Source organism: Providencia sp. PROV236, assembly GCF_033676985.1.
Classification (GTDB): Bacteria; Pseudomonadota; Gammaproteobacteria; order Enterobacterales; family Enterobacteriaceae; genus Providencia; species Providencia manganoxydans.
This window is the reverse complement of record NZ_CP096297.1, coordinates 3,710,963-3,733,601: the sequence shown is the minus strand read 5'-3', so window position 1 is coordinate 3,733,601 and position 22,639 is coordinate 3,710,963. Positions and strand designations below refer to the sequence as shown.

25 protein-coding genes and 1 pseudogene are annotated in these 22,639 nt (G+C 36.7%); 6 read left to right on the top strand and 20 right to left on the bottom strand.

What is annotated here, in order from left to right; all coding sequences use genetic code 11:
- Positions 1–34: 34 nt before the first annotated feature.
- Positions 35–1,324, bottom strand: a complete 1,290-nt coding sequence (locus M1E96_RS17220; protein WP_369427225.1) for an MFS transporter — start codon at positions 1,322–1,324, stop codon at positions 35–37.
- A gap of 501 nt (positions 1,325–1,825) precedes the next feature.
- Here M1E96_RS17220 and M1E96_RS17215 point away from each other — a divergent pair.
- From M1E96_RS17215 to M1E96_RS17190, 6 genes are all read left to right on the top strand, one after another.
- Complete coding sequence (locus M1E96_RS17215) at positions 1,826–2,500, top strand: CsgG/HfaB family protein (protein WP_140180965.1); 675 nt, start codon at positions 1,826–1,828, stop codon at positions 2,498–2,500.
- Positions 2,501–2,516: 16 nt separating this feature from the next.
- Complete coding sequence (locus M1E96_RS17210; protein ID WP_070929022.1) at positions 2,517–2,867, top strand: DUF4810 domain-containing protein; 351 nt, start codon at positions 2,517–2,519, stop codon at positions 2,865–2,867.
- Positions 2,864–3,520, top strand: a complete 657-nt coding sequence (locus tag M1E96_RS17205; protein WP_272580726.1) for a DUF799 domain-containing protein — start codon at positions 2,864–2,866, stop codon at positions 3,518–3,520. The genes M1E96_RS17210 and M1E96_RS17205 overlap by 4 nt, the downstream gene beginning before the upstream one ends.
- A 309-nt stretch (positions 3,521–3,829) precedes the next feature.
- Positions 3,830–3,931, top strand: coding sequence for a tryptophanase leader peptide (tnaC, locus tag M1E96_RS17200; RefSeq protein WP_369427224.1), 102 nt, complete (start codon positions 3,830–3,832; stop codon positions 3,929–3,931).
- A 93-nt stretch (positions 3,932–4,024) separates the two neighbouring features.
- Positions 4,025–5,428, top strand: coding sequence for a tryptophanase (locus M1E96_RS17195; RefSeq protein WP_140180963.1), 1,404 nt, complete (start codon positions 4,025–4,027; stop codon positions 5,426–5,428).
- 65 nt (positions 5,429–5,493) lie between these two features.
- Positions 5,494–6,741, top strand: coding sequence for an aromatic amino acid transporter (locus M1E96_RS17190; protein ID WP_140180961.1), 1,248 nt, complete (start codon positions 5,494–5,496; stop codon positions 6,739–6,741).
- 181 nt (positions 6,742–6,922) lie between these two features.
- Here M1E96_RS17190 and M1E96_RS17185 read toward each other — a convergent pair whose 3' ends face one another.
- The 19 genes and pseudogenes from M1E96_RS17185 to aroQ all read right to left on the bottom strand — a co-directional run bounded on the left by M1E96_RS17185 (position 6,923) and on the right by aroQ (position 22,468).
- Positions 6,923–8,131, bottom strand: coding sequence for an ATP-grasp domain-containing protein (locus M1E96_RS17185; RefSeq protein WP_369427223.1), 1,209 nt, complete (start codon positions 8,129–8,131; stop codon positions 6,923–6,925).
- A complete protein-coding gene (locus M1E96_RS17180) occupies positions 8,103–9,269 on the bottom strand; it encodes an MFS transporter (protein WP_369427222.1) in 1,167 nt (388 codons plus the stop codon). Before M1E96_RS17180 ends, M1E96_RS17185 begins: the two co-directional genes overlap by 29 nt.
- Complete coding sequence (locus M1E96_RS17175) at positions 9,266–10,300, bottom strand: low specificity L-threonine aldolase (protein WP_369427221.1); 1,035 nt, start codon at positions 10,298–10,300, stop codon at positions 9,266–9,268. Before M1E96_RS17175 ends, M1E96_RS17180 begins: the two co-directional genes overlap by 4 nt.
- Before the next feature lie 735 nt (positions 10,301–11,035).
- Positions 11,036–11,479: a hypothetical protein gene (locus M1E96_RS17170; protein ID WP_318707912.1), complete on the bottom strand. Its 444-nt coding sequence runs from the start codon at positions 11,477–11,479 to the stop codon at positions 11,036–11,038.
- 596 nt (positions 11,480–12,075) lie between these two features.
- Positions 12,076–12,375 (bottom strand): hypothetical protein, encoded by a 300-nt coding sequence (locus M1E96_RS17165; protein ID WP_349489717.1) that lies wholly within the window; start codon positions 12,373–12,375, stop codon positions 12,076–12,078.
- Positions 12,376–12,392: 17 nt separating this feature from the next.
- Positions 12,393–12,821 (bottom strand): hypothetical protein, encoded by a 429-nt coding sequence (locus M1E96_RS17160; RefSeq protein ID WP_318707914.1) that lies wholly within the window; start codon positions 12,819–12,821, stop codon positions 12,393–12,395.
- A 227-nt stretch (positions 12,822–13,048) separates the two neighbouring features.
- Positions 13,049–13,450, bottom strand: a complete 402-nt coding sequence (locus M1E96_RS17155; RefSeq protein ID WP_318707915.1) for a hypothetical protein — start codon at positions 13,448–13,450, stop codon at positions 13,049–13,051.
- A 229-nt stretch (positions 13,451–13,679) separates the two neighbouring features.
- A complete protein-coding gene (locus tag M1E96_RS17150) occupies positions 13,680–13,979 on the bottom strand; it encodes a hypothetical protein (protein WP_318707916.1) in 300 nt (99 codons plus the stop codon).
- Between the two features lie 133 nt (positions 13,980–14,112).
- Positions 14,113–14,205 (bottom strand): annotated as a pseudogene (locus tag M1E96_RS17145) (type VI secretion system tube protein Hcp); the annotation flags it as partial.
- 414 nt (positions 14,206–14,619) lie between these two features.
- The gene (gene fis, locus M1E96_RS17140) at positions 14,620–14,916 is read right to left on the bottom strand and encodes a DNA-binding transcriptional regulator Fis (RefSeq protein ID WP_004258438.1); all 297 of its coding nucleotides are present in this window, start codon (positions 14,914–14,916) and stop codon (positions 14,620–14,622) included.
- A gap of 24 nt (positions 14,917–14,940) precedes the next feature.
- Positions 14,941–15,906 carry a tRNA dihydrouridine synthase DusB gene (gene dusB, locus M1E96_RS17135; RefSeq protein WP_272580721.1) on the bottom strand — a complete coding sequence of 322 codons (966 nt, stop codon included), beginning with the start codon at positions 15,904–15,906 and terminating at the stop codon, positions 14,941–14,943.
- A 316-nt stretch (positions 15,907–16,222) separates the two neighbouring features.
- Positions 16,223–17,107, bottom strand: a complete 885-nt coding sequence (prmA, locus tag M1E96_RS17130) for a 50S ribosomal protein L11 methyltransferase (RefSeq protein ID WP_070928970.1) — start codon at positions 17,105–17,107, stop codon at positions 16,223–16,225.
- 16 nt (positions 17,108–17,123) lie between these two features.
- Positions 17,124–18,587, bottom strand: coding sequence for a sodium/pantothenate symporter (panF, locus tag M1E96_RS17125; RefSeq protein ID WP_070928969.1), 1,464 nt, complete (start codon positions 18,585–18,587; stop codon positions 17,124–17,126).
- Entirely contained in the window at positions 18,577–18,819 is a 243-nt protein-coding gene (locus tag M1E96_RS17120) for a YhdT family protein (RefSeq protein ID WP_070928968.1), read from the bottom strand. Before M1E96_RS17120 ends, panF begins: the two co-directional genes overlap by 11 nt.
- A gap of 231 nt (positions 18,820–19,050) precedes the next feature.
- Positions 19,051–19,356, bottom strand: a complete 306-nt coding sequence (locus tag M1E96_RS17115; RefSeq protein WP_272580720.1) for a DUF202 domain-containing protein — start codon at positions 19,354–19,356, stop codon at positions 19,051–19,053.
- Between the two features lie 6 nt (positions 19,357–19,362).
- On the bottom strand, positions 19,363–19,719 hold the full coding sequence (locus M1E96_RS17110; protein WP_070928967.1) for a YidH family protein: 357 nt from the start codon (positions 19,717–19,719) through the stop codon (positions 19,363–19,365).
- Between the two features lie 164 nt (positions 19,720–19,883).
- Positions 19,884–21,230, bottom strand: a complete 1,347-nt coding sequence (accC, locus tag M1E96_RS17105; RefSeq protein WP_070928966.1) for an acetyl-CoA carboxylase biotin carboxylase subunit — start codon at positions 21,228–21,230, stop codon at positions 19,884–19,886.
- Between the two features lie 12 nt (positions 21,231–21,242).
- Positions 21,243–21,719, bottom strand: a complete 477-nt coding sequence (gene accB / locus M1E96_RS17100; protein WP_070928965.1) for an acetyl-CoA carboxylase biotin carboxyl carrier protein — start codon at positions 21,717–21,719, stop codon at positions 21,243–21,245.
- Positions 21,720–22,012: 293 nt separating this feature from the next.
- A complete protein-coding gene (gene aroQ / locus M1E96_RS17095; RefSeq protein WP_070928964.1) occupies positions 22,013–22,468 on the bottom strand; it encodes a type II 3-dehydroquinate dehydratase in 456 nt (151 codons plus the stop codon).
- Positions 22,469–22,639: the final 171 nt, after the last annotated feature.

Below are 22,639 nucleotides of genomic sequence, written 5' to 3'. Positions count from 1 at the left end.
ACAATTTCAAACGAGTGTAATAACCCGTTGTGACTTACTGAACGCGTTTAGGTAGCAGCATGACCGCTAATGAGGCAACCACAGCCACAATGGCAAAAGCAATAAAATTCCAACTACTAGCGATACCTAGGCTGGCAATATAGGCTCCGAACATAGGGCCTGACATGGCACCTATTCGTGAAAAACTTAATGCCCAACCTGTTGCTGAAGCACGTACATTTGCCGGATAGTAGTTAGCAATATAACCAGTCAGTATTAAGGCGGCAGAAATACTGCCAACTCCTGCAAAAGCCACCAATAGGTAATTCACATAGATATTTTGTTTAAATATAAGAGCTCCTACACCAATTGCACCTAATAAAAAGAAGAATGAAACAGAACCTCTGACACCGTATCTATCTGCTATTTTTCCTAAAAATAACCCACCAAGTGCTGATGCTAAGCTAAATACAATTAAGAAAGTGAGACTAGAGCCTAAGTTATACCCTTCTTTGCGCATGATAGAAGGTAGCCAAGTATTTAATCCATAAACTAATAACATTCCACAAAATAAAGCCACCCAAAAACAGGTTGTCGCTCGTAAATAACGCCATGCAAAAACCACAGCGACAATATCTTTAATACTTTGCTTTTGCGGATGTTGCTGCACTGGAGCTTGATATTGGATATCTAATTTGTCAGCAAGGGCTTGAGCTTGTGTATGCATTCCTTTATGCGAAAGGTATTCAAGTGACTCAGGTAAGATGCGCGCCATTGGCCAAATCAATAATAAAGGTAAGGCCCCAAATGCAATGACGCTACGCCAGCCAAAATGCTCTAATAACCAAATAGCGACTAATGCAGCGCTTAAAATACCCAGTGGGTAACCTGAATACATAATCCCATAATTAAAAGAACGTTTCTCTGCGGGAGAATATTCGATAGTGAGTGCCGCAGCAACAGGGATCACTCCTCCTAATCCGATACCGCCAATAAAGCGCATTATACCGAAAAACCATGGTGTTGGTGCAAGAGCAGCCCCCAACATAGTGAGTGAAAATAGACAGACACAAATGAGTAGCATACGGCGGCGACCATAAAGCTCACTTAATGTCCCGATGATAAAGGCACCAAAAAACATGCCCACAAGTGCGTAACTGCTTAATGCTCCTAGTTCTAAGGGGGTAAGTGACCATTGTTTATATTCAGCGAGTGTGGGTAATACCGCGCCCATAACGCCAACATCGTACCCCTCAAATAAAATACTCATCCAGCAAACCAATAAAACCTTCATCGTAGTTTTTGGGGTACCGAATGTTGTGACCGCTGGTGATTGTATTGTCATAGTTAGTTATCTCATCGTAAGCGATTAATACCGTTTCAAATGTTTGGATATATCTGTGTTATTAGATTGGAAATGGCACTCTCTACTCTTAACTTTTATATAACAAACTCACAATAAGTGATGTTAAGTTATTGTTGAATTCATGCAGTGAATGGATAAATTATGCATTATTAGGTTTAATAGCCTTACTTTTAGTAAGTGAATAACAAAAGGAAAACTATTTCTCTTTAAGTTAAATTAAAAACAAGGGGTATTTTTATTGATAAATAAATGAATTTTAAATTAATGTATTTTCTGGGTGAATATTAAATTTAATTTTATAAGGTTTAATGAATTATATTAAATATATTTAACTTTAAATAAATAAAACTATATTGATAATAAAATTAATTTTTGCGATTTTGATAATAATTAAATTTTGGTGGTGCATAAAGAGAATTTGATGCAAAATATAAATGTAACAAATTAATTCCAAGAAAATTCAAATTGAGAATATTATAAATGAATACATCAAGAATGTTAATTCCTTCCGTTTTTATTGCTACAGCATTATTAACCGGATGTGCTAAAGAATCATCACGTTCATTACAAATCGAAAAAGTTACAACATATAATACTCATTATTCAGGCTCTAAAAATTCAATATCAATAGGCAAATTTGACAACCGTTCTAGCTATATGAATGGTATTTTTTCTGATGGGGTTGATCGTTTAGGTAATCAGTCAAAAACGATTTTGATGACTCATCTTCAGCAAACTGGGCGATTCAATGTACTTGACCGCGCTAATATGCAGGAGCTAAAAGAAGAAGCGGGGATTAAAGGCCAAGCACAGCAGCTTAAAGGGGCAACTTATGTCATTACTGGTGATGTCACTGAATTCGGTCGTAAAGAGGTCGGTGATCGCCAATTATTTGGAATTTTAGGCCGTGGAAAATCACAAGTTGCTTATGCAAAAGTTAATTTAAATGTCATCAATGTTCAGACTTCTGAAGTGGTATTTTCTTCACAAGGAGCTGGTGAGTATGAATTATCTAATCGTGAAATTATTGGTTTTGGTAGTACCGCTAGCTATGACTCAACGTTAAATGGCAAGGTTCTCGATTTAGCCATTAGAGAAGCGGTGAATAATCTTGTTACTGGGATTGAAAATGGCGCTTGGCAGCCAGCCAAATAAAATAAAAGGGAATATGATGAAAGCTAAATTATTAGGGATATTTGCCATTATTGCATTAAGTGGTTGCTCAACAGCACCAAAACCGCTTTATAACTGGGATGGTTATCAAAAAACGGTTTATCAATATTATCAACAGACTGAAACAAGTCCACAGCAACAAATCGAAGTATTAAAGAAAAATATTGAGCTCAATAAAACACAGGGTACAGCAGTACCCCCAGGGCTACATGCTCATTTAGGGTTATTGTACAGCTCAACAGGTGCGATTGATCTTGCAATGGCAGAGTTTAATACTGAGAAAGCTTTATTTCCTGAATCAGCTAATTACATGGATTTCTTGATGAAAAATAAAGGGATTAAAAAATGAAACGGATTTTGATCATCAGTAGCTTAGTTATAACATGGTTACTTACGGGTTGTGCTCAGCCAACGAAAATGGATTATACTGCGTTTAATCAAAGCAAGCCCAAAAGCATTTTAGTGTTATTGCCACAAAATAATACCCCTGAAGTACAAGCAAGCCATGGCCTGTTATCACAAACTACATTACCATTAGCAGAGGCCGGTTATTATGTTTTCCCAGTTGCTGTGGTTGAAGAAACTTTTAAACAGAATGGCATGACCAATGCTGGGGATATTCAAGCAGTTCCTGTCGCCAAGTTACATGAAATTTTTGGAAATGATGCAGTGCTATATTTATCTATTACAGAATATGGGACGAGCTATCAGGTTATTGCGAGTGATACTCGTGTGAGTGCCAGTGCTAAATTGGTTGATGCTCGTACTGGAAAATTGTTATGGAGTGGTTCAGCGACCGCATCAAGCACAGAAAATAACTCATCATCCGGTGGCATCATTGGTGTATTGGTTTCTGCTGTTGTTGAACAAATTGCTAATACCTTGACGGATAAAAGCTATCAAATCGCAGGCATGACAAGCGCTAGATTGCTATCAGCAGGTAAAGTTAATGGTATTTTGTACGGCCCTCGATCGCCAAAATACGGTAAAGACACAGAATAACATTCTTGCAAACGATTAATTAAAAGGAGCTGTACTGGCTCTTTTTAATTTAAATTACCCATTTAATTTTATTTAAGTTTATTTAAACATAAGTGATATTTTATTTTTGTTAATCGATAATGTAGTGGTTCTAATAACAATGTTAAATATAAATTTATTATTGTGATATATATCATACTGTAGTTTGGAAATTAAGTAATAGTGTGATGAATGTACAATATCATGACAATCATGATTAAAGTTTAGACTGGATTGTTATATATATAATAGTAACAGTTGTACTAAATCCTTAATTAAAGGAGTTATAGTATGTTTTTACTAAATTATCTGTTGATATCAAGGGGTTTCTTCTACATGAAGAAATGGTTCAATATCGATATTGCTCTTGCCTTCTTTTTCCCTCAAAAGTAATCCTTTATTTTTCATCGTTAAGATATCGTTAGCTTATTAATTATAAGCCCTAATTTCTATTTTATTATTTAATGAAAAATTAAAGGTATTATCATGGCCAAAAGAATCGTAGAACCGTTCCGTATTAAAATGGTTGAAAACATCCGTATCCCATCCAGAGAAGAGCGTGAAGTTGCATTAAAAGAAGCTGGTTATAACCCATTCCTATTACCAAGTAGTGCAGTCTATATTGATTTACTCACTGACTCAGGGACTAATGCCATGAGTGACCATCAGTGGGCAGCGATGATCACAGGTGATGAGGCATATGCAGGCTCTCGTAATTATTATGACTTAAAAAATAAAGTCAAAGAGATGTTTGATTACGATTATACCATCCCTGCTCACCAAGGGCGTGGTGCTGAAAATATGCTATTCCCTGTATTATTAAAAGTAAAACAGCAGCAAGGCGGCGCACAAAAACCTGTATTTATTTCCAACTTTCACTTTGATACTACAGCAGCGCATGTTGAATTAAATGGTTGTAAAGCAATTAATATTGTTACTGAAAAAGCATATGATTCAGAAACGTATGATGACTGGAAAGGCAATTTTGATATTCAAAAATTGAAAGAAAATATTGCTAAATATGGGGCTGAGAACGTTGTTGCTATTGTTTCGACAGTCACCTGTAATAGTGCTGGTGGGCAACCAGTATCAATGTCTAACCTAAAAGAAGTTTATGAAATTGCTAAACAACATAATATTTTTGTGGTGATGGATTCTGCGCGTTTTTGTGAGAACGCTTATTTTATTAAAGAGCGTGATCCTAAATACAAAAATGCCACAATTAAAGAAATTATATTTGATATGTACAAATATGCTGATGCATTAACGATGTCAGCGAAGAAAGACCCGCTGTTGAATATTGGTGGTTTAGTTGCAATTAAGAACGATGAAAATATTTTTACATTAGCGAGACAGCGCTGTGTACCTATGGAAGGTTTTGTCACTTATGGTGGTTTAGCTGGACGTGATATGGCAGCAATGGTGCAAGGCCTTGAGGAAGGTGCTGGTGAAGAGTATCTCCATTATCGCATAGGGCAGGTTAAATACTTAGGTGACCGTCTACGTGAAGGTGGAATTCCAATTCAATATCCTACAGGTGGTCACGCAGTGTTTGTTGACTGTAAAAAATTAGTCCCGCAAATTCCTGGCGATCAATTTCCTGCTCAAGCAGTGATTAATGCCCTATATCTGGAATCAGGTGTTCGTGCTGTTGAAATTGGCTCATTCTTATTAGGTCGTGATCCAGAAACAGGCAAACAAAAACATGCAGATATGGAATTTATGCGTTTAACTATAGCGAGACGTGTCTATACCAATGATCATATGGATTATATTGCAGATGCATTAATTGGTCTTAAAGATAAATTTGCAACACTGAAAGGACTTGATTTTGAGTATGAGCCACCAGTGTTAAGGCACTTTACTGCTAGATTAAAGCCAATCAAATAATAGGTAATAATTAAAAGGTTCCCGTGCAATGCGGGAGCCTCACCCTTATTTCTAAGGTAAATACCATGAATAATTCGGCAGCGAAGAAAGAACCCTCCATAATGGTAGGGGGCTTTGTGCTCGGTGGCGCTATGATAGGGGCAGGCATGTTTAGTTTGCCAACTATTATGGCAGGAGCATGGTTTATTAATTCAGTTGTTATTCTATTGATTGTTTGTTTTTTTATGTTTCACTCGGGAATATATATTCTTGAATGTATATCAAAATATGGCTCAGGTACTAACTATTTTTTTATATCTAAAGAATTGTTACCTAAATGGGCCTGTTATATCGCGAATGCAGCATTAATATTTGTATTGTATATTTTAATTTATGCTTACATATCAGCAGCAGGTTCTGTAATTAAAGAAGCAGCCTTCATATACGGATTTGATATTAACTTAAGACTAATATTTTTTATCTTCACTTTAATACTGGGTGCGAGTATTTGGTGGAGTGGTATTGGGGCGAGCCGTTTAACATCAATATTTTTATTAATCAAAATAGTATTATTTGTCTTAGCATTCTCAGGACTTTTTTTAATTGTCAAAACGGACTTATTACTGAAATCCCCTGTTGAAGGAGGGCAAACATCATTACTTCCCTTTATTTTCATTATTATTCCTTATGCTATCACTTCGTTTGGATATCATGGGAATGTATGCAGTCTTTATAAACTGTATCATGAGAACGAACGGAAAGTAGTAAAAAGCTGTGTTATCGGATGTTTGCTAGCGTTAGTTCTATACTTTTTATGGATATTGGGTACGATGGGCAATCTACCTAGAACGGAGTTTTTAACCATTATCAATAAAGGTGGTAATCTGGATGCTTTTATTGAATCGCTATATTCTGTGTTGAGTAGCCCACATATTGCCAGCTTCTTACTATGGTTCTCGATTAGTGCCGTATTTTGTTCATTCTTAGGTGTAGCTATTGGCTTATTTGATTATATATTGGCATCTTTGAATTTTCAGGATAACCCATCTGGACGTATGAAATCGGCACTATTATGTTTCTTACCACCATTGATACTTTGTATGTTGTTTCCGAATGGTTTTTTAATTGCGATTGCATATGCAGGAATGGCGGCTTGCATTTGGGCAATTATTTGCCCAGCCATTATGGCACTTAAAGTGAGAGAGCGTTTTCCTGAATCCAAATTTAAAGTTTGGGGAGGAAAAGGCTTAATATATGCAGTGATTGCTTTTGGTGTTGTGGGTATTATTTGCCAATTACTCGCTCAATTTAATTTACTACCGATATACCGTTAACTTTTCAATGTTATTATAGCTAACTGGTAAAGGCACAGCGCTGTTTACTGTGCCTTTTTTCTAGAATATAAGATTGATAAAAAATAAATCGCGTATGTGGAATTAGATTTTTATTATAAGCTGTAAAGTTTTTATCTGAAAATTTCCCACAACAGTAAAAGCTATCATAGCTTCTGAATATTTATTGATATGTTATGTCTACCTGCTTAATAAAGTTTTCTGCGTCATTCATTGCTTGTTCTTGAGTGGCAGACTGTGTAATGACGTACCCTAAGCGGCCGTAACTATCTTTTAGTGGCCCAACTTCTATTGGTGTAGGAACAAAATTAAACAGTAAAGGCTGATTGAATAAGAAATTAGGTTTAATACGATTAATCACACCCGATTTACCCGAGGTTAAAAAGCGAATCGATGCATAATGTTTTTCTTTTTTTAGTTGAGGAACATACTCCATGTCTTTTACACACTGAGATAAATAGCAGTGTACTAGGTCGAATCCTGTTGCGATTTCACATAACTTATCAATCATACCTCCAGCGACCCGTGGATTAATTTCAATTAGCTTAACAACATCATTTTGTAATTTAAACTCAACGTGTGCCACGGTATGAGATAGCCCAATATGGTTGAGCCAACTGATTAGTGTTGTTTTAATTTTAGCGAATAGGGGGAATTCACAAGGGAAATCATGACCTATTTCGACGGAGTATTGGCCTGTTGTTGTATGTTTTTTAGTAATGCCAAGTATTTCCCATCGATTTTTCTTAGTATCCCAATAGGCTTCAGCGCTATATTCATCACCTTGAATAAACTCTTCTATAAGATAATCTGAAGATAATTCATAGCCACGCTGATTAATCCGACATGCCGTTATCGCTTGGATAGCACTGGATAGCTCTATTGGTGTGTGGCAAATAGCCACTTTATTACTTCCACTATCGTCACAAGGTTTTACCACTAATGGAAATGAGAGGTTTGAAATATTTATCTTATCCTTAATACTAACAACACTATAATTAAAACCTTGATGATATTGGCTTAGGATCCTACGAGTTTTTTGCTTGTATCGACATGCAATTAAAGATTTGATGGTGGGAGAAGGTAGATCTAATGCATGAGAAGCTGCCGCCGCAGTGATTAATCGGTAGTCATCAAATGCTACAATACCGTGAGTTTTATACTTCATCGCATGATAAATAACTGAAGCAAGGTTATCGGTATTCAGCTCAACAACATGATCAACAAATTGTAATGGATTGTCCGCAATCTGTTCATAAAAGGTTTTCTCTTTAGTAAATAATATTGTTTGATAGCCAATTTCTTTGGCTATCTTAATTGCTTTCACACCAGTTCCTGATAGATTACACTCCAGAAATATAATCGTTTTCATTACGTTTCCTTTTAGTTAGCAAGCCTTCAATACAAAATAAAAAAATAAGGATTAAAAATGAGCAAAATGGAATGAGAAAGTGTAGTTGGTAGGTGTTTGCAATAATTCCCATATAAGCCCCAAGCGATTCTGCTAATCCCCAAAAAAATATGCAGATAGATAGTGATAATTTTTTGTTTTTAAAAGGGCATTTATCTATCGATAAGCTATTGTTATATGGACTCCAAATCAGTTCACTCAGTGTAAATAACACGATCAATAAATACATACTTAATGCTGATTGAAAGTTAAATATTAATAGCAAAACAGAGACTACTATTAAGCTCAATTTATAGATGAAAATTTGAAGCTCAGTACGTTGAGCTGATAGTAAAGAGGTCGATTTTATCTGTAAAAATATAATGATAGCGGCATTTAAGGCAAATAGAGATGAAACGGAGATATAGCGAATAGTCTCGTTATTATTGACTTCAAAATGGAAGGCGAGATTTCTTAATATCAAGCCGATCATGAAGAAAGACATTGAACTATAGCAAACAAAAACTATCCATTCCGCAAAAGTAGAAAGCGCTTTTTCTTCATTTTTGGAGTTTACTTTACTCTGTTTTATATTCTGTAAGGTGCATGAATAAAGCGATGAAGCTAACATGACAGCAGCAGGAAGCATGATAATTCCTGAGTAGAAGCCATGATAAAACCACTCACCTATTACACCACCAATGGCAGATGAAATATTGACAGCAACATTAAGTAAAGAAAAGTTTTTGACGCGTTCTGAATGGTTATTATTTTCTGCGATAAAAAGGCTAGTGCATACATTGGCGATAGAAAAACCGGCACCAATGATAGCAGAAGCTAGGAGTAGAAATGAAAAGCTATTAATGACATAAATAGATAATATAGCAACTGAAGCCATAAGATAGCTAAGTATTAAAGTCAGTTTATAACCTATATAGTCAATAATATAATGTGTGAATAATGAACATGCACGACTAATGAATAAGAATATAAATAAAATAATAGCAACATTACTTTCTATCATATTTTTATAGTTAATCAAGTAAATAGAATAAAATGGCAAGAAACTATAAAATGATATTCCAGAAAAAAAACGTGACGTGATTATTTTATTTATCATATAAACTCTTTATATTTATGTATCTTTTCAAAGATCGACTTTAAGCGCGTGAGCATCTCTTTATTAATATTAGAGCTCGTGACGAAACGGACAGTATTCGATGTCCATGCTGTAGCTAATACTCCATATGTTTTAAGTTTTTTAACCAGATTATCTGCATTGCGGCTTTTTATCATCACAATATTCGTTTCAACTGGATGAGTAAGTTGGCAGTATTGGGAACAAATTGCGCCTAAATATTGAGCATTCATATTGTTATTTTCGAGCCTAGCAGAATAGTCTTTTAATTTATTTAATGCAATGGCAGCCATCAGCCCTGATTGATGGAGTGCTCCGCCATACCATTTCCTTACTTTTTTGGCTTTATCAATATCGGTTTTTCTTCCTACAAGAAGCGAGCCAAAAGGAGCACCGATCCCTTTAGAGAGACAAATATTCAATATATCAACATGTTCAGTATATTTATCAGGTGAAATACCAATAGCGATACACGCATTCAAAACCCGAGCACCATCTAAAAATAAGTGCATATTTTTTTTATTACATAACATTTTTAAATGGCATATTTCATCCAATGGAAACACTAACCCACCATAGGTATTAATACTGCTTTCGATTGAAATAATTTTAGGTGTGGCATATAAATCTGACCAGCGAGCTTTATTATTAATCGCATTTAATACATCTTCGGTCGTTAATATTCCATGTTTAGAACGTACGTTATTGATAACTAAACCACTCAATGCAGAGGTTTGTGATGACTCAAAAAAACACACATGATAGCCGGCCTCAGTAATGAGTTCATCACCTGGATTTGATAAAACGTTCAAACCAATTTGGTTACTCATTGTTCCAGAAGGCATAAACAACGCGCTTTCTTTACCGAAAAGGTCAGCAATTTTAAATTCAAGCATCTTAACGTAACGATCTTCATCGTAGCAGTCATCACTAATGTAATCATAGTTAATGTTGAGTAGATCTTTGGGTTGTAATCTTGTCAATGTATCACTTCTGAGGTCTATTAAATCCATAGATAATTGCATCCCTAATTGTTTTATATTTAATTGTTTCGTGTGTACACTCTCACTTATAATAGGGATAGATTATTTTTATAAATTTATAAATAATATTTTTACAAAACAAGTTTTTATTTTTTATAACAATCGTAATTGTGAGCGGTATCATAATTTATGATTATTAAAGATAATGCTAAATAAAATATTTTAATTACTTGAATGTACTAATGAAATGACAATTAAATTTTTTAGTTTAATTGTTATTTCATATAACTAAAAACTATCTAGATAATTTGATAAAAGGCTAATGTAGTAAAGCTTATCGAATAAAAGTATCATGTATTTTTATTTGTGTTTGTGTTTCTTATCATCAAATTAGACTGTAGGTATGATATATCTTATTGAAGTAGGGGAAAGAACAGTTTAAATGTCATTAGTCAATTTTTTGTTTATTTTTGGCTTAGAGCATCATAAACTGAGTCACCAACTCAAGCTATACCTTAGGTTGGTTTAACTAAGTACTAGAGCTAGTAAATATATTACCATTGGTATGAGTAGTGTCGTTCTTCAAAGTAATTTTATGGCTATACACTATGCAGCACATATCAGTCCCTTTCTATAAATATATTAAATTAATTGATGTGTTTTTTTGTCGTAATAGCCAAAACATTATTGATTAAGATAGTAATATGTAAAACTAGCAGAGCTGATTTGTTATATTTAGTTGAATGGCTAGGCACCTATCATAAATTAATCATGGCTATATTGGTCAACAGTAATTAACACTTCAGTTTCTGAATCATCACGAAGAATTCGAGCTTGGCCAAATGCCTGTAAATTTTCTCCCTTAATTTTTAAATTCCAGCAATGAACTAGTTTCTCCGCTACTATAATAGTCTCTTCATATTCTAATATATCAAAAACGCTACTAATATCGACTAAATTAAGCCAAAATTGAGTTTTTTCTTTACTTATTCCAGAAGATAGGTGTTCATCATATTTTCTCTGTGAAAAGAGATTATCAATAAATAGCATGTTATCAACAACCTTAAATGTTGGTGAAATAATTTCTATCATCGAAAATATTAGGTCTTCAGGTATGTTAGTATGATTGTAAATTATATGTACATAACCAAAGTGGTCTAATTTTTCACCAGTTTCTTTGTTTTTAAAATTACTAATTGAAAATTTCACTATTATCTCAACTTAAACATTAATGGAATTTATTGTAAAAAACAAACATATATACTGATTGTTTTACTTTCAAGAAAAGTGACCTTTATAAATTTTATATTTTTAAAATATTCCGTTGAAAAACAGTTAATATATTTAGAGTCTAATAAATATGCCATTTTGTTTCTGTATAAAAATCATTTAATATAATCACTTCACCTAGTTGGTAATGTTTTAGATTGATTTCCTTTAATATATAATGTCATCTTTTTCTTCCCAATCATTTAGTCTCTTAACCAATAAAAAATTATCATCTTCGGCGTAATCGATGAGATTAATTATTCCAATATAATCACCTGAAATTAGTAATAATATTTTATTTGCCTCTGTTAGATTGATACAGTTATAGTTTTTTATCATGTTTTTATTTATGATAATCTATTGGTCACATTATACCGTTTATCATCAAAATGCCAATCATTATATATAGAATGTTATTAATTTTTTATCTTTATCTGGGGTTATTTTTATCATAGATTATGAGTGTTATTTCAATACTCATGGAGTATTTGAAATTTAAATGGATTAAAAAAAGAAAAATATTCCTGTTTTTTTATCTAATGCTGTTTCGACAATTCTAAAATTGATTTAATTATATCTTTATTCTCTTTATTTATCATGCTTTTGAGAATTTCATTTAAAATTTCTATTTTATTCATATCATACAGGCTTTCATCTTCATAATCATCTATATTTAACCCTAAATTATAATTGATTACTTCAAATAATTTTATTTTACTTAGGGTATTTAGTTGGCTATCACTCAACTCTAGTTCTAGTAGATCACCATCAATAGATTCATTATAATCCAATCTATGCATTGCTTCTTTAGAAAGAGGAACTGTTATAGTTTTCATTATGTTGATTCTTATCATTATATTTTATATTTAATTAAATTACACTTAGATAATAAATCATTATTAACCCCTTCACTTATAAACAGGTTATCACCATCTTCAATAATGCTTATTCCTCCCATATTAGTTTCAAAAAAAATTCCCAGACTGTAATCTAAATTGTTAATCAATCTGTATTGATGAATACTTATTAACTTGCATTCTTTATATTTTTCCAGTTGACTATTCTCAGTAATTGGATATGAGAATGAATCCTGTAATTTCACGGTTGAGCTACATTTAGGTTCTGTTTCTTTTTTAATGAATTCAAGCATCCCTTCGCCTATAGTAAGTGAAAACCAGTTGACATTATCAAATTCTATAAAAAGAACGAGGTTTGATGCTGCTAACTCACCGTTCATATAAAAAGACATGCTTCTGAAGTTAGTCATCCTATTATTTATCATAAGTTAATCCTTATTAAAACCTTGATAATTTTATTGTAGTTAGCGTATTTGTAGTGATATTTTACTTCGTGAAAATATAAATTTATAAAGTTATCATCTAGTTAAAGATAGGGTAAAATTACATTCCCTTGCTACCTGCTCTACTTTAATAATATTATTCAACTCTGTAAAGTTTATTAACGTATCTTTTATTGTCTGTGTAGTTTTTCTTAGATACATTAATGTACTTATTTTTTATAGATTTCGTTAAGTGATAGCTCTGTATAATCATCATTTTCAGATGCTAAATAATTTTCACCTTTATATATAAAATTCCATACATAAATATAAAAATTACGAGCTGTTATACCGTCAGGTAACTCTAATTGAGGCGTACCTGTATAGTAACAATCCTTTAATTCTTTTTCTGAGTAGTATGTTATTGCATACTTAAAACTATTCTTAAAACGGATTTGATACTTTAATGGTAAAATATCTATATATGGTTTCAGTATTTTACCAACAATTAAATCAATGCTCGAAGGATTGTTCAAATTCAGTTTCAATAATAATTCATCTTCATTCGGTCCACCATCAAGGGGAGCCCAAAACCCAGATATATACCATCTACTAATCTTTATTTTTTTCATGTGATTTTATTCCAAAAATGCCATGTGTTTTTACTGTTTTTATAAAAACTGTCTATTGATTTTTGCGAAACTTCTTTAATAAATTTAGATAAACAGTATTTGAAGCTATCATCTTTAGCTATAGTCTTTTTTTAATGATTTCTAATAGACGGAACTATTTACCTAAGTTCTCTCTATGTTTATTTCGCAAGTGACTATTGTAATAGTAATATCAGTTATAGAATGTTTTTCAAGGAATTAGTTCCATAGCAATATTTATCTCCTCAACTAACTCGTAGTAATTATAGGCATTACCTAAATAAACAGGATTTTCCCAATCAAAATGTTTTATTAAATATATAATGAAATAGCCATCTATTTCAAAATCATTACTCCAGCCTATATCTAAAATATAGTTATTAGGAAACTCCACTTGCAGCATGTCTTCTCTTAATTTTATCAGATGTTCTGCAAAATCTGTTTTTTCATCAAAAAATAAATCACCAAATGTTTTTTTTCCATTTTTTGACTTGAAATCAATAAGTTTCACTTTATTTTCCTATATTTATAATCATTAATACTCTTTGGATGAGATTAAACAGTTACGCTGTAAGTGTTCATCAGTGAGCACTATATTACTTCGTTTGGGTTGTATCAAACAAAGCATTCGCTGGTGTTGTGCAGAACATATTGCCAATTGAATCACGCGTTGAACAACCCGCAGATATCAACCCTTGGTTTTTTCCTGTAAGTTTCAAATAAATTAAATTAGCCATTCAGTATTACCTTTTTTCATATTTAACATGGGGTTTAAAATATTCTATTTCATTTAAATATGAAATGGAGATAGTCTCAATTTACTTCGATTACATACCAATCTGTAACCCATGAGGACTATTCACCATAACTGACAGAACTGAACATCACAGATTTTGAGTATTTTTGTCCCCCCTGTAATACCTAATGCAGAATGAAAATACTTTTTTCATTAACGGGGTAGATTAATGGCTACCTTCATTTGGAACATCTGATATGGCCGCGGGCAAAGATGTCGTTGAGAAGGTCAGAGCTGCAATTTACCTAAGTAGCCAAGGCAAAGGCTAAAGTCGTAAACTAAAAATTAAGTATTAAAAAAGCACTTCTTGAAAAACAAGAAGTGCCTTTAAAAACACTGCATTAACCGACTAGGATTAGTTCATGCCGTATTTTTTCAGTTTCTTACGCAGAGTACCGCGGTTGATACCCATCATCAGGGCTGCACGGGTCTGGTTTCCACGGGTATATTGCATAACCATGTCCAACAAAGGCTGCTCTACCTCAGCCAATACCAGCTCATATAAATCATTAACATCTTGATTGTTTAATTGAGCAAAATAGTTCTTCAGTGCTTGCTTAACTGAATCACGCAATGGTTTTTGAGTTACTTGATCTTGTGAATTTACAGTAGCAACGGTTAGTACGTCAGAATTTACGCGTTGTTCGAACATAGTTCTGTCAGCTCTTATCTTTATTTACGCAAAATATTCAAAAAATGCTTCCAACACCTCCAGCTGTTCGCTGGCGTCCTCAATGGCGTTGAATGAGCGCCGGAACTGGTCATCAGGTGCATGTTCTTGCAAATACCAAGAAACATGTTTACGCGCTATACGGGCTCCTTTGCCTTGACCGTAAAAGTCGTGCAACTCCTGTACATGCGCTATCATAATGTGTTTCACTTCTGCCATTGGCATCGGTGGTAACATTTCACCTGTGTCCAGATAATGCTGGATTTCCCGAAAGATCCAGGGTCTTCCCTGAGCTGCTCGTCCTACCATCAGGGCATCCGCCCCTGTGTAATCCAATACAGCTCTGGCTTTTAGCGGGTCAGTAATGTCGCCATTGGCAATAACCGGTATGGCAACAGTCTGCTTAACTGCCCGTATATTGTCGTACTCAGCTTCGCCATTAAACAAACAGGCTCGAGTCCTACCGTGAATGGTCAGTGCTTGAATACCACAATCTTCGGCCAATTTGGCAATATCTATACAGTTACGTTCTTCAGGTGACCAGCCTGTGCGGATCTTCAACGTGACAGGGACATCGACTGCTTTGACTACCGTAGACAAGATGGATTGCACCAAGTCGGGGTAACGTAGCAGCGCTGAGCCTGCAAGCTTACGATTCACTTTTTTAGCTGGACAGCCCATGTTGATATCGATAATTTGTGCGCCACTCTCAACATTAATCTGAGCTGCGGCTGCCATTTCATCGGGATCATTGCCAGCTATTTGAACGGAACGCACCCCCGGTTCATCGCGATGGATCATTCTCAGTCTTGATTTGTCGGTCTTCCAAACCTGTGGGTTGGATGAGAGCATTTCTGAGACCGTCATACCCGCACCCATGTCATAACAAAGCGACCTAAATGGTCGATCTGTAATGCCTGCCATGGGGGCAGCAATAAGACAGTTTCGCAACTGATATTGTCCGATTCGCATAACTAAAGGGGGCCATACTGTGACTGCAAGGGCGCGTATATTACGCATTTTTTTCGAGATATGAAAGGACAAACTTTGAGCAAACCGTTATTTATCACTAACTTTTTTATCTTGATTTTTTCAAAATACAATTATTAGTGTTTAATAACAATTAGTTAGATGATTTTGTAAAAAAATCACTAAATTCGCCGTTAGCCTGTTCAAATCCCAAACAGGATAGAATATCACCTGCAGTTGAACAATATTTGAGCTATACGATAATCTATTCCTGCTTCAATTTCAAAGAAATTATTCACTGATTTTTATTATAAATTTGCTAAAAATGCTTGACACCAGTGATGCGACACCATTCATCTTTCTCTGCGATTGGGTCGATTGCAAACTGTTCACGGTAAGCATCTGCAACGCCTTCTGCTTGGGTTGCTAATACACCTGAAAGCCCCAGTAAGCCACCTGAATGAGGCAGTACGCTGATCATTGGGGCTAGTTCACGTAATGGGCCTGCTAAGATATTAGCGACCACCACATCCGCTTGTAGCTCTTTTGGTTGGTCTTTAGGTAAATAGAGTGATAAACGATCAGAAACCCCATTACGTTCAGCATTATCGCGGCTAGCAAGTATTGCTTGTGGATCAATGTCGATCCCAATTGCTTGTGCGGCGCCTAATTTCAGCGCAGCAATGGCTAGAATACCGGAACCACAGCCAAAATCGATCACTGTTTTGCCTTCGAGATCTAATCCATCTAACCATTCTAAGCATAAGGAGGTGGTCGGGTGAGTACCTGTACCAAATGCTAGGCCAGGATCTAACATTACATTGACCGCGTTAGGATCTGGCACATCACGCCAGCTTGGGCAGATCCATAAACGTTGTCCAAAGCGCATTGGGTGGAAATTATCCATCCACTCTCTTTCCCAATCTTTATCTTCAAGTTGTTCGATCTTGTGGATAAAGCCTGTTTCAAGCAGTGGGCTATTCTCTAATTGCGCTACGACTATTGCCATATCTGTTTCGGCATCATAGAGACCAATCACATCGGTATCACCCCATAAACGTGTCTCGCCCGGTAAAGGTTCGAATACTGGGGTATCATGGCTGTCTTGAAAAGTGACTGAAACCGCGCCACTTTCAATCAATTCATCACCAAGTGCTTCAGCCTGCTGGCCAGTAGAGTTAAGTCGTAGTTGTATCCAAGGCATAGTTAATCTCTTTTACTTAATTGCTTGCGGGCGTAGCCTGCTCATTGGCTGCCGATTGTACTGGATTTTTACCGAAAAGATTACCAATTATAAAGGCAATCAGGCTAAATAGCAGTGAAGGAACAATTGCATGGAAGCCCATTAATTCAATTTTGAATGAGGCTAATAATGCATAGCTCACACCACCGATGACCATACCACTGATGGCGCCTTTACTATTCGCTTTTTCCCAATAAAGACCTAAAACTAATGGCCATAAGAAGACGGCTTCGAGGCCACCAAATGCTAATAGATTTAGCCAAATAATCATTTGCGGTGGATCCCATGCGGCAATTAGCAATAGTGCGCCCAGTATTAATGTTGAAAAACTGGAAATACGTGACAATCTTTTTTCATTGTGAATTTGCTTTGGTGCACTGCTGAGATAAATATCTTTGACGATAGTCGCTGATGATTGGAGTAACTGTGCGTTAATCGTCGACATAATTGCCGCCATGGGGGCGGCTAAGAAAATACCAGCAGCAAATGGGGGTAATACTTGCACCATTAAGGTTGGGATCACTTGGTCAGGGATCGTAAGGTCAGGTAGGATGGCACGGCCTAGCGCTCCCGCAAAGTGCATACCAAACATGAGCACAGCCATCACGATGGTGCCAAGAATAATTCCACGATGAACGGCTTTGCTGTCTTTATAGGAAATACAACGCACTGCGGTATGCGGTAAGCCAATTACCCCAAAGCAGACTAAAATCCAAAAAGAGGCAAGGAATGGGCCACTTAAAATATCATCAGCACCTTCAACAGAAACTAATTTAGGGTCGATAGTGTGAATTTTTTCCACGGCAGCGCCCAGTCCTCCTGCATGATAGATAATAGCTACCAGTAAAATGACAGTGCCTAGTAGCATCACTAACCCTTGCAGTGCATCATTAAGCACACTAGCTCGGAAACCCCCTATCGCGGTATATAACGCAATTGAGACACCAAAAATCAGCAGACCATAGGTATACGGAATACCCGCGGCGGTTTCCAGTAATCTCGCTCCACCAATAAATTGTACTGTCATTGCGCCAAAGAAAGCGATTAGTAAGCTAATACTGGCAAACCAAACGAGAAAGCGGCTTTGATAACGTGCATACAGCATGTCATTCAAGGTCACGGCATTATAACGTCTAGCTAGAATCGCAAATTTTTTGCCGAGTACGCCAAGGGATAACCAAATTGCAGGTAGCTGGATCATCGCCAGTAGTACCCAACCTAAGCCATATTTGTAGGCAGCGCCAGGACCACCAATAAACGAGCTGGCGCTAACATAGGTTGCGGTAATGGTCATGGCGAGCACAAACCCACCCATGGAGCGATTTCCTAAGAAATATTCATTAAGAAACTCACCTTTGGTTCGTTTACGGTATGCGTATACAGATAGCAAAAAAACCAGTACTAAGTAACCAATTAGAGGTAGCAAAACTTCAGTTTGCATCTTTATCCTCCAAAGGAATCTCTTTGAAAATGATTTTGACCATCATGATACATAACAAAATAAAGATGATAGGTAAGATCAGGCACGACCATTCAAACCACAATGGTAGGCCCGTCACACCAATAGTATTACTTGGAAGATAGGCACAGATCACCCAACCAATAAGATAGGCAAGAGTAAGATAGAGTGACCAGCGAGCTTCCTTATTTGATTGAAGAAAACGCTTATCCATACGTATTTCCCCCTCATAAAATAAAAATAATCAGGGATTGTACGATAAACCTAGGGGGGAGTGTAAAAAAAAACGGTCGATACTCGTGATACTTCAAGATGTAGTGCATTGGGGGTAGGTAGATTAACGACGTTTATCTCTGCACTTATCGACCTGTTTTTTGAGTGGGTTAGAGGATAAGTTAGGCTAAAGTGGTGGGTTTTCATACCCATCAATAGTGAGTCATAGGGGTTATGTCATGATAAGGATATGAATGATTAGCAGGATCGACATCGCTAAAATGGCCAAAGCGGTGATATAAAGGAAAATTGCATTATCAATTTTTAAGCCACTATTTTGATAAGCCGATGAAATGTGTCTTTTAAAGCCAATCATACATAGCAGCGATGTGGCGATCACGGCTCCTACAAATGGTAACCATGACGAATCTAATAAACCAAGTCGCAGAAACAATAATGTGTTCACGAACAAAAGCAGCAAAGTACGGCTCCATGCCTGCTGAGTTCTTTCGGGTTGTAAACCTGGATCACGTATCATATGGCATTAAATGAGTATATAGAGGAGAGAAATGATGGCGATGGTGGTAATAAACAATGTCATCATGGTGAGGAAAGAGGTATATCTCAATGGTTCATCGGTGCGCATGGCAATTTCATTTTGTCGCCAACGGTAGAGGGCCATAATCGCCGTAATACCACCAGCACAAGCCAGAAATAGTGATAATAATATCCTTATCCATGGTGTTGCGGTTTCATGCAGGAGCTGTTCAACTGCAATAGAGCCTGCTAACAGCGCTAAAGCTGTTCTGATCCACGCTAAAAAGGTTCTTTCATTGGCTAATGAAAATCGGTAATCAGGCGTTTTTCCAATATTTTTCCAGTTGTTGTGTTTAAGAGACATAGGGGTTCCTGATTTATCCACGCCATATTTCAAGTCGCAAGGGTAGTGACTGTGCTTAGCGGCATTTTGAATTATCTAGAGTGTACATGTTAATTGAAAAGATAAAAAAATACCGAGAAGTATGCGTTCTCGGTATGTTTATTTTACGTCAGTAATACGATCAATTAATCCTGAATACCGAGTTTTTTCTCCAAATAGTGGATATTAGTACCACCTTTTTGGAAGTTTTCATCATTCATGATCATTTGATGCAATTCAATATTGGTTTTAATGCCATCGATAATCAGTTCGTTGAGTGCATTTTTCATACGAACAATGGCGATTTCACGTGTTTCACCATAGGTGATCAGCTTACCAATCATTGAGTCATAATACGGAGGTACGGTGTAGCCTGCGTAAATATGAGATTCCCAACGGACACCAAAACCACCCGGAGAATGGAAACGCGTGATTTTACCTGGGCTAGGCATAAAGGTGTTTGGATCTTCAGCATTGATACGACATTCAATAGCATGACCGTGAACAACGATATCTTCTTGCTTAACAGACAATGGCATGCCTGAAGCGATACGCAGTTGTTCTTTAATCAGGTCAACACCAGTGATCATTTCAGTGACTGGGTGCTCAACTTGAATACGGGTGTTCATTTCAATGAAATAGAACTCACCATTTTCATATAGGAACTCGAAAGTCCCTGCACCACGATAGCCAATTTCAATGCAAGCATTGGCACAGCGTTCGCCAATACCACGGCGAACTTCATCAGTGATCCCCGGAGCTGGCGCTTCTTCAACCACTTTTTGGTGACGGCGTTGCATTGAGCAATCACGCTCAGCTAAATAAATCGCATTGCCTTGGCCGTCAGCCATTACTTGAATTTCAACGTGACGAGGGTTTTCAAGGTATTTCTCCATGTAAACCATATCATTGTTGAACGCCGCTTTTGCTTCAGCACGCGTGAGACTGATTGAAGATTCTAAATCTTTTTCGTGACGAACCACACGCATACCACGACCGCCGCCGCCGCCAGAGGCTTTGATGATCACAGGGTAACCAATACGTTTCGCGATAGCTTTGTTTTTATCAGTATCGCTGCCCAATGGGCCATCGGAACCCGGTACACAAGGTACACCAGCTATTTTCATCGCTTCAATCGCTGAAACTTTGTCACCCATTAGGCGGATGGTTTCAGCTTTTGGCCCGATAAATATAAAGCCAGAACGTTCGACTTGTTCTGCAAAATCCGCATTTTCAGACAGGAAACCATATCCTGGGTGAATTGCTTGAGCCCCTGAAATTTCCGCCGCTGAAATGATGGCAGGAATATTCAAGTAGCTTTTTGCGGATGCTGCTGGCCCGATACAAATTGTCTCGTCAGCCAACAGGACATGTTTTAGATCACTATCTGCCGCGGAGTGCACAGCTACAGTCTTGATGCCTAATTCTTTACAGGCACGAAGAATACGTAGTGCGATTTCTCCACGGTTAGCAATGACAATTTTTTCCAGCATGGAAACGCCTCGTTATTCGATAACCACTAACGGCTGGTCATATTCAATCGGCTCACCGTTCTGCGCTAGGATTGCTTTCACAACACCTGCTTTTTCTGCTTCGATTTGGTTCATCATTTTCATCGCTTCGATGATGAAAAGAGGATCGCCAATATTGACTGTTTGACCAACTTCAATAAATGGTTTGGCTTCAGGGCTTGGTGAACGGTAGAAAGTGCCGACCATTGGAGAGCGCACTTGATGGCCTGAAACTGCTGGCGCCGTTGCCGCCGCTGGTGCCGCAGCTTCTTGTGCTGGAGCTACCGCAGCTGCTAATGCAGGTTGTGGTGCCGCAGGTGCAGAGTAAAACTGTTGAGGTGCCGCCATGACCTGAGAAGCAGCTGAAACTCGACTGATACGTACTGACTCTTCACCTTCAGAAATTTCCAGTTCAGAAATGCCAGACTCTTCGACCAGCTCGATCAGCTTTTTAATTTTACGAATATCCATGGATATGATTCCGTACTCTTATATTTGAATTTAAGTGATTTATGCTCGCTATATTTCAAGTTGTAGTGTTGTTGGCTTTGCTCAATCACACTAGCGATATACTGGCGTATATTCCTAGCGACTTACTCAGCAGCCGCCTAACTACGTCCTGAATTATTTAGAGCACATACTCGTTATAGCTTAAGTTGTAGCGCCTTAAGTTAAGGTTATGGTGACTTCATTCATTCATACTAGTGACACAGTTACCTATGTTTCTAGAGACTCATTCATTTGTCGCCTAACTACAGCTCAAATTACTCGGAGTAAGATGACAGACGGTTAACCGCTGCCTGTAACGCGAAACTGTAACCATCGGCACCAAGACCACAAATCACTCCGACCGCCTTATCTGAGAGGTAAGAATGATGACGAAATGGTTCTCTGGCATGCACATTAGACAGATGGATCTCGATAAACGGGAGCGCAACCGCTAATAATGCATCACGCAAAGCAACACTAGTATGCGTGAATGCAGCCGGATTAATTAGAATAAAATCTACGTTATCCTTTGCCGCATGAATTTTATTGATCAGTTCATGCTCTGCATTGGACTGAAAATGACTCAATTTTACGCCTAGTTGTTCCGCTTCCTTTGTGAGTTTAGACACAATATCTCCAAGGGTGAGGTTACCGTACTTATCAGGTTCCCTTGTGCCAAGTAGATTTAGGTTCGGCCCATTGAGAAGTAAAATGTGAATATCTTCTGCCATTGTGTTGCTAACTCCGACGATATGTCAATAACCCGACAACATAACCTGATGTGGATGGTTTGTCATCTTTTATCATAAAAATATATCAGATCTTTCGTGATAAGGAGGGCTATTATAATTATTTCACAGCATATGACAGCAAAATACTGGTCTTATCAGAGAAATTAACTA